At 72.2% G+C, this 16,807-nt stretch carries 15 protein-coding genes; 5 read left to right on the forward strand and 10 right to left on the reverse strand.

Annotated features, from left to right (window positions below):
• Window positions 1-76: 76 nt before the first annotated feature.
• From ABGB10_RS01435 to ABGB10_RS01480, 10 genes are read right to left on the reverse strand one after another with little or no spacing between them, the layout of a single operon-like run.
• A complete protein-coding gene (locus ABGB10_RS01435) occupies window positions 77-1,069 on the reverse strand; it encodes an LLM class flavin-dependent oxidoreductase (protein ID WP_347658973.1) in 993 nt (330 codons plus the stop codon).
• Window positions 1,066-1,392, reverse strand: coding sequence for a TIGR04076 family protein (locus ABGB10_RS01440; RefSeq protein ID WP_347658974.1), 327 nt, complete (start codon window positions 1,390-1,392; stop codon window positions 1,066-1,068). The genes ABGB10_RS01435 and ABGB10_RS01440 overlap by 4 nt, the downstream gene beginning before the upstream one ends.
• Window positions 1,389-1,763 (reverse strand): nuclear transport factor 2 family protein, encoded by a 375-nt coding sequence (locus ABGB10_RS01445; RefSeq protein ID WP_347658975.1) that lies wholly within the window; start codon window positions 1,761-1,763, stop codon window positions 1,389-1,391. The genes ABGB10_RS01440 and ABGB10_RS01445 overlap by 4 nt, the downstream gene beginning before the upstream one ends.
• Before the next feature lie 34 nt (window positions 1,764-1,797).
• The gene (locus ABGB10_RS01450) at window positions 1,798-3,441 is read right to left on the reverse strand and encodes a DUF885 domain-containing protein (RefSeq protein WP_347658976.1); all 1,644 of its coding nucleotides are present in this window, start codon (window positions 3,439-3,441) and stop codon (window positions 1,798-1,800) included.
• Window positions 3,438-4,709 (reverse strand): amidohydrolase family protein, encoded by a 1,272-nt coding sequence (locus tag ABGB10_RS01455; protein ID WP_347658977.1) that lies wholly within the window; start codon window positions 4,707-4,709, stop codon window positions 3,438-3,440. The genes ABGB10_RS01450 and ABGB10_RS01455 overlap by 4 nt, the downstream gene beginning before the upstream one ends.
• Before the next feature lie 10 nt (window positions 4,710-4,719).
• A complete protein-coding gene (locus ABGB10_RS01460; RefSeq protein WP_347658978.1) occupies window positions 4,720-5,697 on the reverse strand; it encodes an ABC transporter ATP-binding protein in 978 nt (325 codons plus the stop codon).
• Window positions 5,694-6,671: an ABC transporter ATP-binding protein gene (locus tag ABGB10_RS01465; protein WP_347658979.1), complete on the reverse strand. Its 978-nt coding sequence runs from the start codon at window positions 6,669-6,671 to the stop codon at window positions 5,694-5,696. The genes ABGB10_RS01460 and ABGB10_RS01465 overlap by 4 nt, the downstream gene beginning before the upstream one ends.
• A 1-nt stretch (window position 6,672) precedes the next feature.
• Entirely contained in the window at window positions 6,673-7,572 is a 900-nt protein-coding gene (locus ABGB10_RS01470) for an ABC transporter permease (RefSeq protein ID WP_347658980.1), read from the reverse strand.
• Window positions 7,569-8,654 (reverse strand): ABC transporter permease, encoded by a 1,086-nt coding sequence (locus ABGB10_RS01475; RefSeq protein WP_347658981.1) that lies wholly within the window; start codon window positions 8,652-8,654, stop codon window positions 7,569-7,571. The genes ABGB10_RS01470 and ABGB10_RS01475 overlap by 4 nt, the downstream gene beginning before the upstream one ends.
• An 11-nt stretch (window positions 8,655-8,665) precedes the next feature.
• Window positions 8,666-10,270: an ABC transporter substrate-binding protein gene (locus tag ABGB10_RS01480; protein WP_347658982.1), complete on the reverse strand. Its 1,605-nt coding sequence runs from the start codon at window positions 10,268-10,270 to the stop codon at window positions 8,666-8,668.
• 287 nt (window positions 10,271-10,557) lie between these two features.
• Between ABGB10_RS01480 and ABGB10_RS01485 the strand changes: the two genes are divergently transcribed.
• From ABGB10_RS01485 to ABGB10_RS01505, 5 genes are all read left to right on the forward strand, one after another.
• Window positions 10,558-11,094, forward strand: coding sequence for a helix-turn-helix domain-containing protein (locus ABGB10_RS01485; protein ID WP_347658983.1), 537 nt, complete (start codon window positions 10,558-10,560; stop codon window positions 11,092-11,094).
• A 126-nt stretch (window positions 11,095-11,220) separates the two neighbouring features.
• On the forward strand, window positions 11,221-13,104 hold the full coding sequence (locus ABGB10_RS01490; RefSeq protein WP_347658984.1) for a Xaa-Pro dipeptidyl-peptidase: 1,884 nt from the start codon (window positions 11,221-11,223) through the stop codon (window positions 13,102-13,104).
• Between the two features lie 1,149 nt (window positions 13,105-14,253).
• Complete coding sequence (locus ABGB10_RS01495; protein ID WP_347658985.1) at window positions 14,254-14,913, forward strand: C39 family peptidase; 660 nt, start codon at window positions 14,254-14,256, stop codon at window positions 14,911-14,913.
• Window positions 14,914-15,150: 237 nt separating this feature from the next.
• Entirely contained in the window at window positions 15,151-16,065 is a 915-nt protein-coding gene (locus ABGB10_RS01500; protein ID WP_347658986.1) for a DUF1996 domain-containing protein, read from the forward strand.
• Between the two features lie 71 nt (window positions 16,066-16,136).
• Window positions 16,137-16,763: a DUF305 domain-containing protein gene (locus ABGB10_RS01505; RefSeq protein WP_347658987.1), complete on the forward strand. Its 627-nt coding sequence runs from the start codon at window positions 16,137-16,139 to the stop codon at window positions 16,761-16,763.
• The last annotated feature ends 44 nt before the right edge of the window (window positions 16,764-16,807 follow it).

Raw genomic sequence — 16,807 nt, forward strand, 5'->3', positions numbered from 1 at the left:
AGCGCCTCTTCGGGCGACTCTCGTCAAGATCATAAGCACGAGTACACGATCTTTTAAGGCCCGCGACGAGGGGTTTTCACCGCCGTAACAAAGGGAGCACCCGCCGGCCGAGCAGGTCGATCCCGCCGTGCGGCGTCAACCCGTGCGGGGTGCCGAACTCCACCCGGCTCGCCCCGGCGTCGAACACCGCCGCCGCCTGCGAGGCGACGTGCTCGGGTGTGCCGGAGAAGGCGAACAGGTCGAGCAGGTCGTCGCCGATCAGCGCGCCGGCGAGGTCGTCCTCCCGGCGGCCGACATGCTGCTGGATCCGCGCCAGCAACTCCGGGTCCACCTCGGTGGTCGGGTCGTGGGCGGCGACCACCGCCAGGTACATGGCCACCTCCCGGCGGGCGACCCGCCGGGCCACGACACCGTCCTCGTCGACCACGGTGACCGCCCCGAGCACCACCCCCGTCCGGTCGCGACCCGCGACGGCCGCGTCGTCCAGCCAGGCCCGCATCCTCCGGGCCATCGCCGGGTTCGCCGAACCGCCCACCTTGACCTCGCCGGCGAATCCGGCCGCCGCCCGCGCGGTCTGCCGCCCCCAGGTGCCGACGAGCACCGGTACGTCGGCACGGGCCGGGGTGTACCGCAGCGACGTACCGGGCGCCACGGTGAACTCGCTGCCCTGGAAACCGCTGTCGTCCCCGGCGAGCAGCAGCCGGACGACGGCGACCGTCTCGACGATGCGCCGGATTGGCCGGACCTGCGGCACGCCGATCTCGTCGAGCCAGGTGCCCCGGGCCAACCCGAGGTAGGCCCGGCCGTGCGAGGCGAGATCCAGTGCGGCCACCTGGCCGGCGACCTCCACCGGGTGCATGGTGAACGGGTTGAGGCACGCCACGCCCAGGCGGATGCGCCGGGTGTGCCGGGCCGCCACCAGCAGCGGGAAGATCGGCGGTTGGTACATCAGGTCACCGAAGACCGACAGCACGTCGAAACCGTGCCGCTCGGTCAGCTCGGCCAACTCGGCGTACTCGTCGGCGGACTTGTCGGACTGTAGGCCGATGCCGACCAGCCCCTCGCTCACGTCAGCTCCCCCGTGGGGATCTGCCGGCGGCCCGTCCGCTCGATCCGCATGATGAGCCGCTCCTCCGGGTCCGGGCAGGCGACGTGGCTGTCCTGGGCCAGCCAGTCCCCCTCGGCCAGCTCCCGCTGCTTGGCGGGGATCAGGGGCAGGCACGCGGCCAGCGCGTACAGGCAGAAGTGCCCGCCGGCCGGGATGGTCAGCCGGTTCGACCCGGTCACGTCGAAGTGGTCGCCCGGCTTGAGGCCGCACACCGAGCGGCCCTCGATCCGCTCCACCACCACGCGCAGGTCGTACAGGTCGGTGGTGGGTTCCCCGGCGCTCATCGCACGGCCTCCGCGTGATGGTGCACGATCCGCCAGGTGCCGGCCTCGCGGCGCAGGACGTCGGTCACCCGGAAACACTCGTCCGGCGTGCCGTCGGCGAAGCGGGCCCGCAGCACGTAGCGCACCAGGCCGGTGTCGCCCCAGGCGTCGGCGTGCAGGTGCTCCGGCGCGACCGAGAGCGGCGGCGAACCGGCGGCCCGGGTGGCCCGTCGGTCCCGCAGGTCGTCCAGCGCGCCCAGGCCGGACAGCAGGCCGTCGGCGTCGGACTCCCAGAACGTCAGGTCGGGGTGCAGGTGTGCGTCGAACGCCTGCCGGTCGCCGAGGGACAGGTACAGGTCGGTGATGGTGGTGGTGAGCTGATCAGCGCTCATCGGCGGTCACTTCCGATCCAGGGGGTACGACAGGTCAGGGCAGGTTGGCCAGCCGGGCACGCAGCGGGTCCAGTCCCATGGGTCCGAGCGCCAACGCGGTGTGGTGGAAGCGTTTCCGGTCGAACGCGGTCCCCTCGCGCTGTTCGGCCTCCCGGCGGGCCTGCTGCCACAACCGCGCGCCGACCTTGAAGGCGAGGGCCTGCGCCGGCCAGCCGAGGTACCGGTCGACCTCGAAGCGGGCCGTCTCGGCGTCCAGGCCGGCGACGCGGGTCAGGACGTCGACCGCGAGCGCCGGCGTCCACCGCCGCTCCTCGGTGAACCCGTTGCCGGCCGGGATCGGCAGCCCGAGGTGCAGGCCCAGGTCGATGACCACCCGGGCGGCCCGCCACATCTGGCCGTCGAGCATGCCGAGCCGCTCGGCCGGGTCGGCGTACAGGCCGATCTCGTCGGCCAGCCGCTCGGCGTAGTGCGCCCAGCCTTCGGCGTACCCGTGCACCTGGCAGAGATGGCGTTGCCAGGGGTGCAGGTCGGCGGTGGTGAGGGTGAGCGCGTGCTGGAGATGGTGGCCGGGCAGACCCTCGTGGCAGAGGGTCCCGACGTGCCGCCACACCGGTACTGTCGACTCCCCCGAGGGCACCGACCACCAGATCCCGCCGGGCCGGGTCAACGCCGGGTCGGGCGGCGTGTAGTACATGACCCCGGAGGTGGCGGGGCTGATCCGACACACCACCCGCCGCGTGGCGGCCGGGATGTCGAAGTGGGTGCCGTCGAGCGCGTCGGTCAGTTGCTCGGTGCGCTGCCGCAACCACTCCTCCAGGGCGGGACCGGCCGGCACCCGGCGGGCCGGGTCGGCGTCCAACGCCGCCCGCGCGGCCGCCACCCCCGAATGGCCCAGCTCGCCCGCCACGGTACGCAGCTCGGCGGCGGTGCGATCCAACTCCGCCCAGCCGTACGCGTACACCTCGTCGAGGTCGACTGTCGCACCGAGGAAACTGCGGGCGGTGACCCGGTAGAGGTCGGCACCGACACCGTCCGCGTCGGACGCGACGGGTGCCAGGTCGGCCCGGAGGAACGCGGCGAAGCCCGAGGTGGCGGCGGTGGCCAGCCGTGCGTTCAGGCGCAGCTGCGCGGCGAGCGGGCCACCGGGGTAGCCCTCCACCAGCCGCCCGTAGAAGTCGGCGATGGTCCAGACCGTGCACTGGTTGGCGACCACGAGCACCTGCCGGCGGGCGACCAGGTGTCCACGCTGCGCCGACCGGCGCAGCGTCGCGGCGTACCGGGCGAGGGCCTCGGGCACCTGACGCAGGTGCGCGGCGACCACCGCCCAGTCGTCCTCGGTGTCCCGGGGCAGGTTGTCGAAGACCTGCCGGAGCAGGTGCACCGGGGTGGCCAGCGGGGCGAGCAGCCGGGTGGTGAAGCCCGCGTCGTACAGGTCGACCTCGCTGGCCAGCCGGTCGCGCAGGGCGTCGGCCAGGGCCGGTTCGCCGGGGCGGTGCGTGCTCGCCGAGGCGGCGGCCGTCGCGGTGCGTCGGGCCAGCTCCGCGCGGGCGTCGAAGCCGTCCGGCGAGAGGTCCGGGAACTGCGACCCGGGTGTACGCCCCGCCGCCTCGGCCGCCTGCGGGTCCAGCTCGGCGAGCGCGTCGAGGTACCCGTCGGCGACGTCGGTGATGCCGCTCATCGCGGTACGCCGAGCCGGCCGTGGTCGTCGCGGTACGCGACGCCGAACCGGCCATTGTCGTCGCGGTACGCGACGCCACCCTTCACCACGGCGTGCAGGGTGCGCAACGCCGACACCGAGCGGGTCGGATCGTCGCGCAGCACCAGCAGGTCGGCGTGCCGGCCGACCTCGATGCTGCCCAGGGTGTCGGCGCGACCCAGCCACTCGGCGGGGCGGACGGTCGCGGCCGTGAGCGCGTCCGCGACCGGCATTCCCGCGTCCACCATGAACTCCAGTTCGCGGACGGTCGCGGTGGTCTCGTCGTAGCCGGCATGTGGCGGCATGTCGCTGCCCAGGGCGATCGGCACGCCGTTGCGGATGGCGTGCTGGAGGCTCTCCCAGTGCCGGGGGCCGGCCGCGAGGGCCCGGTCCATCAGCCAGCCGGGCACCCCGGAGTCGCGGAAGAACTGCTCGCAGCGACTCACCACGATCGTCGGCACGTACCAGACACCCCGCTCGGCCATCAGCCGCGTGACGTCGTCGGTCAGCTCGTACCCGTGCTCGACGCAGTCGAGGCCCAGCTCGACGGCGCGGCGGACCGAGTCGGCCGGGCCGGCGTGCGCGGTGACCTTGCGCCCCCAGTCGTGGGCGACGCGGATGACGGCGGCCATCTCGTCGTCGAGCAGCTGCGGGGTGTCGATCGCCTCGTGCTGTCCGGCGATCCCACCGGAGATGCACACCTTGATCAGGTCGGCGCCGGCGCGGAGCTGCTCGCGGGTGGCCCGCCGGAACCCGTCCGCGCCGTCGGCTTCGAGGGCGTCGGCGTCCCAGCCGTGCCCGCCGGTGCAGCACAGCGCATGGCCGGCGGTGAAGATGCGCGGTCCGTCGACCGCGCCGGCCTCGATGCCCCGGCGCAGGGCGAAGTCCGCGTACCGGCTCTCACCGACGAGGCGGGCGGTGGTGACACCGGAGTGCAGGGTGCGCCGGGCCGAGTCGGCCATCAGCAGCACCAGCTCGGCCAGGTTGGAGTTGTGCACCGTGTCGGCGAGGTGACCGGGCAGCCCCAGCGAGAGGTGTACGTGCATGTTGGTCAGACCGGGCATGACGTGGTCGCCGCCCAGGTCGACCACCCGGGCGGCACCGGCCTCGGCGAGGACGTCGTCGACCGGGCCGACGGCACGGATCATCCCGTCCGCGCCGATCCAGATGCCTCGGTCCGGCTGGAGGGTGTCCTGGACACCGTCGTAGAGGGCGAGGTTGACCAGGACCTGTTCGGTGGGCATGCGCATGGGGGTGTCCTCAGAGTGAGCGCGCGGCGGTCGGTGCCGCCGCGGAGTCGGTGAGCCAGCAGGCGACGCTGCGGCCGCCCAGGTCGACGGTGGGCGGCTGCTCCACGCACCTGTCGAACGCGTGCGGGCAACGCGGCCGGAACCGGCACCCGGTGGGGGCGTTGCCCGGGTCGGGGACCTCCCCGGCGAGAATGGCGGGCAGACGCGGCGTGGGCCCGATCTGCGGCACCGCGTCGATCAACGCCCGGGTGTACGGGTGTCGCGGCGCGCGCCACAGCTCGCGGGTGGGCGCGGCCTCGACGATCCGACCCAGGTACATCACGGCGGTCACGTCGGCGATCTCGTGCACCAGCGACAGGTCGTGGGAGATGAACAGCATGCCCATGTCGAGGTCGCGGACCAGCCCGACGAGCAGGTTCACCACCTGCGCCTGGGACGAGGCGTCCAGTGCCGTGACCGGCTCGTCGGCGATGATCATCCGGGGTTCCGGTGCGAGCGCGCGGGCGATCGCCAGGCGCTGCCGCTGACCGCCGGAGAACTGGTGCGGATAACGGTCGGCGGCGTTGGCCGGCATGGCCACCCGGTCGAGCAGTTCACGCACCCGGGTCCGGCGGGCCGCCCCGGTGACCGTCGCCGGTACGCCGTCGAGGAGTTGGGAGCCGATGGTGCGCCGGGGGTTCAGCGAGGCGTACGGATTCTGGAAGACCATCTGAAGGCCGACCTCGGCATCCGACCGGGGTCGCCAGCCCAGCGGGGTGACCTGTCGGTCGGCGTACCGGACGGTGCCGGCGCTCGGCGCGCTCAGGCCGACCGCCACGCGGGCCAGCGAGGACTTGCCACAGCCGGACTCGCCGACGAGGCCGACGATCTGGCCGGGCAGCACCTCCAGGCTGACCCCGGCGACGGCCCGTACCCGTCCCCGCCCTCGGGAGCGGTACTCGACCTCGACGTCGGTGAAGGACAGTCGCGCGGACGCGGGGCTCGTCATGCGGTCACCTCCAGGTTCGGGCGGACCACGCAGGCCACCGACCGGTCGGCGTCGGCGGGGGTGAGCGGAGGCGGTGCCGTTGCGCAGGACGGTTCGGCGTACCCGCAGCGGGGTTCGAACGGGCATCCCGGCGGTGCCTCGCCGGGTGCCGGCGGCGCGCCCGGGATGGGCCGCAGCGTCCCGCCGGTCTGGGTGCCGTGCGGGCGGGCGCCGAGCAGCGCGGCCGTGTAGGGGTGCGCGGGCGCGGTGAGCAGAGCACCGGTCGGACCGGTTTCGACGACCCGCCCGGCGTAGAAGATGTAGCCCCGGGTGGTGAGGGCGCTGAGCACCCCGAGGTCGTGGGTGATGAACGCGACGGCCAGCCCGGTCTCGGCGCGCAGCCGGTCCAGCAGGGCCAGGATGCCGGCCTGCACGGTGACGTCGAGGGCCGTCGTCGGTTCGTCGGCGATCAGCAGTCGGGGGCGGGCGGCCAGGGCGATGGCGATGGCCACCCGCTGCCGCATCCCGCCGGAGAACTGGTGCGGGTAGGCGCGCAGCGCCTGTTCCGGGTCCGGGATGCGGACCTGGTCGAGCAGTTCCACCGCACGGCGGGCGGCGGCCCGCCGGTCCATCCGCAGGTGCACCCGCATGTGTTCGGTGAGCTGCCGGCCGACGGTGAGCATCGGGTGCAGGGCCGCGGTCGGGTCCTGGAACACCATGGCGATGCCGGCCCCGCGCACCCGCTGCCAGCCCCGGTTGTCCAGGCCCAGCAGCTCGGTGCCGGCGTAGCGGGCCGAGCCGCTGACCGCCGCCCCCGGGGGCAGCAACCCGAGCAGGGTCTGCGCGGTGAGGCTCTTGCCGCAGCCGCTCTCCCCCGCGATACCGACCAGCTCCCCCTCGTCGACTGTCAACGACACGTCGTGCAGGATCGGCAGCGGACCGCGCGGCGAGGGCAGGGTGACGGCCAGGGAGTCGACGTCGAGCAGCGGTGCCACCTCAGCGTCCCTTCGTGTAGCGGGGGTCGAGCCGGTCCCGCAGCGCGTCGCCGAGCACGTTGAACGCCATCACGACGGTCAGGATGGCGAGACCGGGGAACACGCTGACCCACCACATCGACAGGTCCTGTGAGCCGAGGGCCACCATCGAGCCCCACTCGGCGGCCGGTGGGCGGGGGCCGAGGCCGAGGAACGACAACGCGGCGAGAAGCAGCACCGCGTTGCCCAGCTCCAGCGTGGCCAGCACGATCGCCGGGCCGACGCTGTTGGGCAGCACGTCGCGGCGCAGCGCGCGGATCGGCCCGACGCCGAGCAGTCGGGCGGCGTTGAGGTAGTCGTCGCCGCGCATGCTCAACACGGCGCTGCGGATGACCCGGGCGTAGACCGGCCAGGAGACGATGACCAGGGCCAGCACGGCGTTGCGGGTGTTCGGGCCGAACGCCGCCGTCACCGCCATGGCCAGGATGATCTGCGGGAACGCGAACACCAGGTCGGTCAGGCGCATCAGCGCCTCGTCGACGAACCGACCGACGTACCCGGCGACCAACCCGAGCAGCCCGCCGACCAGCAGGGCCAGCGAGACGATGGCCAGGGCCAGCGGGATGGACAGGCGAGCGCCGTGGATGACCCGGCTGAGGATGTCCCGGCCGAGCGAGTCGGTGCCGAACCAGTGCGCCCCGGAGGGCGGCGCGTACGCGTCGGGGCTCTGCGCCAGCGGGCCGTACGGGGCGAGAACGTCCGCGAGCAGCGCCAGCAGCAACCACCCGCCGAGGATGGCCAGGGCCGCCATCGTGATCGGCTGACGCCAGACCGGCCGGCTGGTCGGGCCGCCGCGCAGTCGGCCGAGCCAGCGACGCCGGCCCAGGGCCCGCTCCGCCTTCGGGTCCGCGAGTGTCGTCATGAGAGCCGGATCCTCGGGTCGATGAGGCCGTAGAGCAGGTCGACGGTCAGGTTGACCAACGTGTAGACCAGCGCCACGAACAGGCTGACGCCGAGGATCGAGGGCAGGTCCAGTGCCGTGGCGCTGCGGTACGCGTACTGGCCGACGCCGGGCCAGCCGAAGATGCTCTCGACCAGCACCGTGCCGGAGAGCAGCGAGGCGAAGGCCAGCCCGGAGACGGTGACCACCGGGACGAGGCCGGCGCGCAGCAGGTGCCGGCGCAGCACCACCCGGGTCGGCAGACCCTTGGCGTACGCGGCGCGGATGTAGTCCTGCTGGAGCACCTCCAGCATCGCGGAGCGGACGAACCGGACCAGCATCGCCACGGTCAGCGAGGTCAGCACGAGCACCGGCAGGGACAGGTGCTGGGCGGCGTCCCACGCGACGTCCCACTGTCCGGCGAGCGCCGCGTCGACGGTGTACATGCCGGTGACGGTGGGCGGTGGGCTGAAGTCCGTGGAGAGTCGTCCGCCACTGGGGGCCAGGCCGAGCTGGTAGAAGAAGACGTAGAGCACGACGAGGGACAGCCAGAACGGCGGGGTGGAGAGCCCGAGCAGGGCGCCGATCCGGACGAGCTGGTCGGTGAGCCGACCGTTGCGGACCGCCGCGAGCATGCCGATCCCGGTGCCGATGAGCAGCGCCAGCACCATGCTCGGGATGGCCAGTTCCAGGGTCGCCGGCACGTAGTGCAGCAGGTCGTCCAGGACGGCCCGTCCGGTCTGCTGGGAGAGGCCCAGGTCGCCGTGCAGCAGGTTGCCCAGGTAGTGCAGGTACTGGGCCCAGAGTGGCTGGTCCAGGCCCCACTTCTGGCGGAAGGCGGCCACCGCGGCGGGGTCGTTGAGGGCCTGGTCGGAGAGGTTGGCGGTCACCGGGTCGCCGGGGACCACGTTGACCAGCCCGAACGTCACCACCGTGACGCCCAGCAGCAGGCCGGCGGTGATTCCCACCCGCTTGGCCAGGAAGGTCAGTAGCGGGTGGGCACCCCGGGGCCGGGACGCGGTCGTGGCGACCGCGCCCGGCTCACCGTCGTGGACTGTCGTCATGTCGTCGCCGACTACTTGCGGCCGACCGCGGCGACGTCCACCTGCCAACCGGCGGCGGTGTAGTCCGCGCCGGTCAGGTCCGTGGTCGCCACGACGATGGAGGAGTTGCTGGCCAGCACCAGGTACGGCGAGGACGCGTTCATCAGCCGCTGCCACTCCTGCATGGCGGCGGCCCGGCCGGCCAGGTCGAGGGTCTCGGTGACCTTCCTGCCGGCGGCGACCACGGCCGGGTCGGCCCGCTCGACCGTCCAGCCGGAGCGCAGCGCGGTCGCCTGCCCGGGTGCCATGTTGTTGATGAGCGAGTCGGCGACCGGGTAGTTCAGGCTCTGCGGGGTGAACCCGAGGGGTGACTTCCCGCCGCGCATCTCGTCGAGGAAGGTGGTCAGTGGCTGCGGGTTCAGTTCCAGCTTGATGCCCGCCTCGGCGGCGTCGCCCTGCACCTTGGTGGCCACCGTGCCGAGGTCCACACCCTTGTAGGTGATGGCCGGGTAGGTGAACTTCACCGAGGGGTTGGTCAGGCCGCCCTCGGCCAGCAGTGCCTTGGCCTTCGCCACGTCCCGCTTGGACTCCTCGCCGGCCGGCAGCGCGCCCGGGAAGGCGGGCGCGACCAGCCCGGCGCCGGGGGCGGCGCCCTTGCCGTACAGGGCCGCGATGCCCTGGTAGTCGATGGCGGCACGCAGGGCCTGGTTGAACTTCGGGTTCGAGGTGACCGGCGAGACACCCGGGTCGGCGTTGAGGAAGAGGAAGTAGACGGTGTCCTGCACGCCGGAGGTCTGCAGGCTGCCCGGCAGGCCGTCGAGGAGCTTGCCGGAGATGTCCAGGGAGATCTCGGCGGCCTCGGCTCGCTGCATGGTCAGCTTCTGGGTCTGCACGTCCATGTTGCGCAGCACCACCCGGGAGAACTGCGGCTTGGTACCCCAGTACTTCGGGTTGGCCTCCAGCACCACCTGTGCCGACGGGTCGTACGACTTCAGCACGTACGGACCGCTGCCGAGGGAGTTGGTGTCCAGGTACTGCTGTGCGGTGTCGCCCTGCGCGGCGTCGGCGCCGTCGCGGGCACCGTGCTCCTTGGCGGCCTTGGAGTTGAGCACCGCGGTCGACGGCATCGACAGCACGACCGGGATGTTCGGGTCGGGAGTGGCCGAGGCGACCACGACGGTGCTGTCGTCGGTCTTGGTCACGGTCAGGCCGCTGACGGTGACCGCCGGGCTGGCCTTGATGTTCTTCAGGCGGTTGAGCGAGAAGACGACGTCGTCGGCGGTGAGTGGGCTGCCGTCGGCGAACGTCACACCCTGCCGCAGCTTGAAGGTGAACGTCTTCGCGTCCGGTGACGCCTGGTACGACTCGGCCAGCGCGGGGACGGGCTTGCTCACGTCCGAGCCCTTGAAGGTGAGCAGGGTGTCGTAGAGGGCGTGCACGGCGGTCAGGCCGGTCGCCTCGTAGACCCGGCCAGGGTCGAGGGTCTTGAGCACGAACGAGGTGTTCACGGTGAGCGTCTTGGCCGCACCGCTCGCGTTTCCACCGCTGCCGCCGGCGCTACAGGCGCTGACGGAGAGGACGGCCAGCGTCGCCAGAGCGGACGCTCCGGCGAGGAGCCGGCGGGGGGACACCGACATGCTGTTCCTACCTTCTATCGCGCGGCCCGCCGTGCGGGATCCGCGGGGCTTCGACGCCCGGCGGCGACACCACGCATCGGCCGCGCCGATGGGAGGACGGTGTCGCGGGGTTCTCGGGGACGTCGTCTCGGGGTTGGATGTAGACCGGACGGCCAGCGTCCGGTTCGCGCCTCGGTGCGGCTTGTTCAGCATGGTCGAACATTGCCGCCTGATGTTCAGCGATCCTAAACAGGGCCGTATAGTCTGGTCAATCAAGATTCAGTCACACTGTTTTGGAACGAGGACACATGCTCGGTGACCGACTCCGCGACCTGCGTCAGCAGCACTCCCTCACGCTGCGCCAGCTCGCCACAGCCGCCGACGTGTCCCCCGCGCTGCTCAGCCAGATCGAGAACGGCGCGACCGACCCCAGCCTGTCCACCCTGCGAAAGCTCGCCCAGGTCTTCGACACCTCGATCGCGGAACTGTTCTCCGAGCCCGAGGCGCCGCCGGTGCACATCAGCCGGGTCGGCGCCCGGACCCGGCTGGCCGCGCCACCCGGCCAGATCACCTACGAACGACTCACCCCGGGCCGGGGCGACCTGGAGGTGCTCCAGGCCCACCTCGCACCCGGCGACGCCAGCTCGGCGGAACCGTGGGCACACCCGTCCACCGAGTGCGCGATCGTCGTCACCGGCGAGGTCGTCGCGCAGATCGGCGGCGAGTCGTACACCCTCACCGCCGGCGAATCGGTCACCTTCGACTCGCGCCTCGCGCACCTCTACCGCAACGCCAGCGGCGAACGCGCCCACCTGATCATCGCGGTGACACCGCCGACCCCCTGACCGGCCACGGTGGACGGATGTGGGGATCGACGGAATGCTCGACCGGTCCTAGCATGTCGACGAATGGATCTTCGAGATTGGCCCCTGCCGACCCCCGGCGACCAGCCCAACCGAAGGGAGACGCGCGTGCGTCGACCCCGTCATCTGGCACTACTGAGCGTCGGAGTGTCCGGCGCCCTGGTGCTCACCGCAGCCCCCACCGCAACGGCTGCCCCGCCCGCCGCCACCACGCCCACCGGCATCGTGGTCAGCGACGGCATGACCCAACCGGTGTTCTCGCTCGCCGACGCGATCGAGGAGCGGGTGTTCGTCCAGACCCCGGTGGACACCGACCACGACGGCCGGCTCGACCGGGTCGCGATCGACATCTCCCGACCCCGGGAAACCGCCACCACCGGCTTCAAGGTGCCGGTCATCTTCGAGCACAGCCCGTACCGCAAGGGCACCTGGGGTGACGTGCCGTACCCGAGCGTCCTCGTCGACGAGCTGCCGCAGAACGGTCTGACCGACCGCTCCGGACGCCGAGCGCTCGACGCGGGCACCCAGCGGGCCCAGGCGAAGGCCAACCTGCCCGGCTCGCTGGACGACTACTACGTGCCACGCGGGTACGCGGTGGTGCTCGGTCAGAGCGTCGGCACCGGCGACTCGGACGGCTGCCCGACCAGCGGCGACCAGGCCGAGACGCTGGGCACCAAGGCGGTCATCGACTGGCTCAACGGCCGGGCCAAGGGGTACGACGCCAACGGCGCCCCGGTCACCGCCGGCTGGACCACCGGCGCGGTCGGCATGACCGGCGTCTCCTACAACGGGACCCTGCCCAACCAGGTGGCCACCACGGGGGTCAAGGGACTCAAGACCATCGTCCCGGTCTCCGCGATCAGCAGCTGGTACGACTACTACCGGGCCAACGGCCTGGTCGTCGCGCCCGGCACATACCAGGGCGAGGACCTCGACATCCTGGCCCAGTACACCGCCGGGCAGGCACGCGCCGAGGGGCCCTGCGCCGACGAGCTCGCCGAGATCACCGAGGAGCAGGACCGGATCACCGGCGACTACTCGAAGTTCTGGCAGGACCGCGACTACCTCGACGCCCGCAACGTCAAGGCCAGCGTCTTCGTCGTGCACGGCCTCAACGACTGGAACGTGAAGACCGAGCACTTCGCCGGCTGGTGGGACCAGCTCGCCAAGCGCGACGTACCGCGCAAGATCTGGCTGCACCAGGGCGGGCACGGCGGCCCGGGCAGCAGTGCGTCGGTGACCCTGCCGGACGGCCGGACGTGGACGTACAAGCAGACCGAGAACCGCTGGTTCGACTTCTGGCTGTGGAACGTGCGCAACGGCATCATGGACGAGCCGACCGCGGTGCTCCAGCGCGAGGACCGGGCCTACACCACGTACGCCAACTGGCCCGACCCCGCCGCGCGTGAGGTGGGGCTGCGGTTCGCCGCCACCGACGCCACCGCCCCGGGCACGCTCACCACGGGCAAGCCCTCCAAGGCCAAGGTCGAGCAGAGCTTCGTCGACGAAGGCCGGACCATCCACCCGGACACCCTGGTGTCCAACCCGGACACGGCGAGCGCCAACCGGCTCGCGTACCGCTCGCCCGAGCTGACGCAGAGCGTGCGCATCTCCGGGCGGCCCGAGATGCGGCTGCGGATGGCGATCGACAACAAGCCGGACGCGAACCTCACCGCGTACCTGGTCGACTACGGCCCGGCCGGCTCGACCGCCGCGCCGACCGTGGTGACCCGGGGTTGGATGGACCCGCAGAACCGCAACAGCGACGCCCGGACGACGCCGGTCAAGCAGGGCAAGATGTACGACTACCGGTGGACCATGGAGCCGAAGGACTACGTCTTCCCGGCCGGGCACCGGATCGGCGTGGTCGTCTTCTCCAGCGACCAGGAGTACACCCTGCTGCCGTTGGGCGGCACCGAGCTGCGGGTCGCTCCGAACGACAGTGAGCTGCGGCTGCCCGTGGTCGGCGGGCGAGCCGTACTCGGCTTCTGATCAGCTCTTCGAACGGGTGGGGCGGTCCGACGCATTCGGGCTGCCCCACCCGCACGTCGGGACCAGCCCGCCCCTGTGGCACCACCCGTGTGCCACATACGGCGGCGTTGTCGACGCGCTGTCCCTGACGTCGGGGGTTGGCGCGCCCCGCGCCCCGCGCCCCGCGCCCCGCGCCCCGCGCCCCGCGCCCCGCGCCCCGCGCCCCGCGCCCCGCGCCCCGCGCCCCGCGCCCCGCGCCCCGCGCCCCGCGCCCCGCGCCCCGCGCCCCGCGCCAAGATCCTCACAACATCCCCGATGTTGCTGCCTCCGACACGCGGGAGACACCAACATCCCCGATATTGCGCGGATCTTGACCACGCACACCGCCCCGAGCGTGCTCGATCCTGGATGTAGTGGCCTCGTGGCGTCGGGAGGCGCCTGTTTCCTGGATCGAGCACGATCATGCGGGTCGCGAGGTCCGCACGGGCATTGCTCCCTGGCCGGCCAGTCTGCCCGACGCTCTGCCCGCTGGGTCGGCCGAGCCAGACCGCGCATCGACCTGCGGCCGGGCCGGTCTTGTACGGCGCCCCTGCCCCGAGTCGGGCCGGGCCGCGCACCACCTCAGATCGGGCGAATCCGCCCGACGCTCTGCCCAGGCCCCGTGCCTCGGCCCCGTCTGGGCGCGCGAACGGCGCAGACCCGCCTGATCCACTCGGCTTTCATGATGTCGGGGTATCCCCGGCACCTGGACGCCGCGTTTTCAATGAACCCGAGTCGATCACGCCGCACTGGCCGCCATGTCCGTTTCGCCGGCTGGGCGCCTTGTCCGGTTTGGCCTGGGGTGTCGGGTGGTCGGGGCCACCCCGGCGGCGGAATCGGGGGCCGGCCGGGGTCGTTATACCTGGCATGCCACTGCGGCCATCGGGTCGTGGGGCGCGGCAGCCGCCGGGAACATCCGGCTGGCCGCCCCGGTTACATCCCCCGCACGGCCGAGCACCACAACGGCCGCCCCCGCAGGTAGGCGGAATGACCCGCCACCGGCAACCGTTACACCCTGTCCCGACGCCGACCCCCCTTCTCGCGGGTCACCGGGCAACAAGACTTCCCCCGCACGGCACGCACCCCCGTTACTGCCGTGTGGGCACCCCCGATGCAGAGGAGCACGCCATCATGCGTACCGATCTGATCCGTAAGACCGCTCTGACCGCTGCTGGCCTCGCGTTCACCGGTGGGGCTATCGCCGGACCGGTGACCGCCGCGTACGCGGCGTCGGACGCCAAGCCGTCCACCCAGACGCAGAGCGACCGTAAGCCCGCTGGTGAGCGTCAGCTCGGCGTGCGCTACGAGGCGCAGCCGAACTTCTACTACTGCGGCCCGGCCGCCACGCGTAACGCCCTGAGTGTGCAGGGCAAGGAGATCAGCGTGGACGCCATGGCCAAGGAGATGGGCACCACCGAGGCCGGCACGAACTCGATCAACGACATCACCCCGGTGCTGAACAAGGAGACCGGTAAGAACGACGCCTACCACTCCGTCGAGATCAGCACTCCCAAGGCCGACGACAAGCAGACCGACAAGCTGCGCGCCGACATCGTCCGCACCGTGGACGACGGCCGGGCCGTGGTCGCGAACATCGCCGGCACCAGCGTCGACACCGACGGCGGCGTGCACTCCTTCGAGGGCGGGCACTACATCAGCGTCGTGGGTTACCGCGACGGCGGGAACGTGGTGAAGATCGCCGACTCCGCCGATGCGAACACCGCCTCCTACGAGGTCACCGTCGAGCACCTCGCCGACTGGATCGCCACCCGCGGCTACGCCACCAGCTGACCCGGCACCACTGCGAAGGGCCGGACCCCACCACGGGGTCCGGCCCTTTCGTCGTCGTCCTTTCCACCAACTGCGGTACGTATTGACAAGTTTCGACTTCGGGGTGAGGCTTGGACTACTGAGAGCGCTCTCTCGCAATGGCCCATCCGGCCACCACCAGTCTGGCCAGGACACACTCCGCTGCCTTCGGCGGCGGCGCCGGAGCTGTCCCTGACCCGTCCCCCGACAGGAGTCACGATGGACAGGGCCGCACCCCTCTCCGGCATCCCCCGCCGACTGCGCCTCGCCACGGCGATCGGCGCCCTGCTGGTGCTACTCGGCACGTACCTGGTGTCCACCACCAACCGGGCCGACGCCGCCCCCGGCCAAGCCGGCGCCGACTACGGCGCCAACGTCATCCGGGTCGCCGAGTTCCCCGCGGACTGCACCTACAGCCACCGGCTGCCGGACGACCCGATCATCTTCCCCGGGCTGCCCGGGGCCTCGCACATGCACAGCTTCTTCGGCAGCACGGTGACGAACGCCAACACCACCCTTCCCGACCTGGTCAACTCCCCCACCACCTGCAATCCGCGGGTGGACGTCTCGTCGTACTGGGTGCCGACCCTGTACCGGGACAACGTGCCGGTGGAGCCGGCGATCGCCACGTTCTACTACCTGGGCGAGGGCGTACGCGCCGACGTCGTCGCGAACACCCAGCCGTTCCCGCTGGGGCTGCGCCTGGTCGCCGGCAACGCGAAGGCCACCGGGCCGAACGACAGCATCGCCCGTTGGTCGTGCCTGCACGCCGGGCACGTGCCGCCGTCGAAGGACTTCGTGAACTGCCCGTCCGGCACCATGCTGGAGTCGTACCTGGACTTCCCGCAGTGCTGGAACGGCCGGGACCTCGACTCGCCGGATCACAAGAGCCACCTGGCGTACCCGGTGAACCAGGCCTGCCCGAGCACCCACCCGGTGCACGTGCCGAAGTTGCGCCAGGTGCTGCGGTACCCGGTCACCGGTGACCCGTCGCGGTTCCGGCTGGCCTCCGGGCCGGGCTACACCATGCACGGCGACTTCTTCAACGCCTGGCCGGTGGCGGAGCTGGCCCGCCGGGTCCAGGACTGCATCCGTCCCGTCATCAAGTGCGGTCACGACGGCCGACCGATCTGAGCGACAGCTCCACACCACGGCGGCGGGTCCGGTCAACCGGGTCCGCCGCCCTGGTTGGGAAGGGAGATCGGATGCGTCAGCCCACGGCGTCCATGCTGCTCACCGCCGTGCTGCTCGTCGCCGGCTGCGGCACCGGGCCCCGCGACCCGACCAGCACCACCGCGCCGGCACCGACCGGGCCACCGGCGACGGTCGCAACAGCACCGACGAGTACGGCGGGACCGTTCAGCCCCACCGACGTCGCCTGGCTCCAGTTGACGGTGGCGATGGCCGAACGCCTGCTGCCCGTACTCGAACTCGTGCCGGCGCGGACCACGGACCCGGCCTGGCGACGTCTGGCCGCCCAGGTCGAGGCCACCGCGCGCGCCGACCTGGACCGGGCCCGCCGGCTGTTGGCCGATGCCGGTGCTCCGGCGACCAACCCGCACGAGGGCCACGACATGCCGGGCATGGTCACCGCCGAGGAGGTGACCGCGCTGCGGGCGGCCACCGGGTCGCCGTTCCACCGGCTGCTCGCCGGGCACCTACGCGCGCACCTGGCGCAGGCGGCCCGGGTCGCCGTCGCGGAGCAACGCGCTGGGGCCCACCCGGCGACCACGGCCATGGCCGGGGCGGTGATCCGGGGCGGCAACGCCCACCTCACAAGGCTCGACCGGCTCGACCGACCGACCTCGACCGCCCGCGCGACCGCTCAGTGACCGGCCGGCGTCTACCGTCCCGCCGGCCGGCACGACCGCGACCG

Origin of the sequence: Micromonospora sp. B9E7 (assembly GCF_039871815.1) — a bacterium.
Classification (GTDB): domain Bacteria; phylum Actinomycetota; class Actinomycetes; order Mycobacteriales; family Micromonosporaceae; genus Micromonospora.

Coding starts and splice junctions, on each gene's coding strand:
- ABGB10_RS01470 (WP_347658980.1), bottom strand. CDS start 7,572: ATGACGACACTCGCGGACCCGAAGGCGGAGCGGGCCCTGGGCCGGCGT.
- ABGB10_RS01475 (WP_347658981.1), bottom strand. CDS start 8,654: ATGACGACAGTCCACGACGGTGAGCCGGGCGCGGTCGCCACGACCGCG.
- ABGB10_RS01485 (WP_347658983.1), top strand. CDS start 10,558: ATGCTCGGTGACCGACTCCGCGACCTGCGTCAGCAGCACTCCCTCACG.
- ABGB10_RS01445 (WP_347658975.1), bottom strand. CDS start 1,763: ATGAGCGCTGATCAGCTCACCACCACCATCACCGACCTGTACCTGTCC.
- ABGB10_RS01440 (WP_347658974.1), bottom strand. CDS start 1,392: ATGAGCGCCGGGGAACCCACCACCGACCTGTACGACCTGCGCGTGGTG.
- ABGB10_RS01505 (WP_347658987.1), top strand. CDS start 16,137: ATGCGTCAGCCCACGGCGTCCATGCTGCTCACCGCCGTGCTGCTCGTC.
- ABGB10_RS01455 (WP_347658977.1), bottom strand. CDS start 4,709: ATGCGCATGCCCACCGAACAGGTCCTGGTCAACCTCGCCCTCTACGAC.
- ABGB10_RS01480 (WP_347658982.1), bottom strand. CDS start 10,270: ATGTCGGTGTCCCCCCGCCGGCTCCTCGCCGGAGCGTCCGCTCTGGCG.
- ABGB10_RS01460 (WP_347658978.1), bottom strand. CDS start 5,697: ATGACGAGCCCCGCGTCCGCGCGACTGTCCTTCACCGACGTCGAGGTC.
- ABGB10_RS01495 (WP_347658985.1), top strand. CDS start 14,254: ATGCGTACCGATCTGATCCGTAAGACCGCTCTGACCGCTGCTGGCCTC.
- ABGB10_RS01500 (WP_347658986.1), top strand. CDS start 15,151: ATGGACAGGGCCGCACCCCTCTCCGGCATCCCCCGCCGACTGCGCCTC.
- ABGB10_RS01450 (WP_347658976.1), bottom strand. CDS start 3,441: ATGAGCGGCATCACCGACGTCGCCGACGGGTACCTCGACGCGCTCGCC.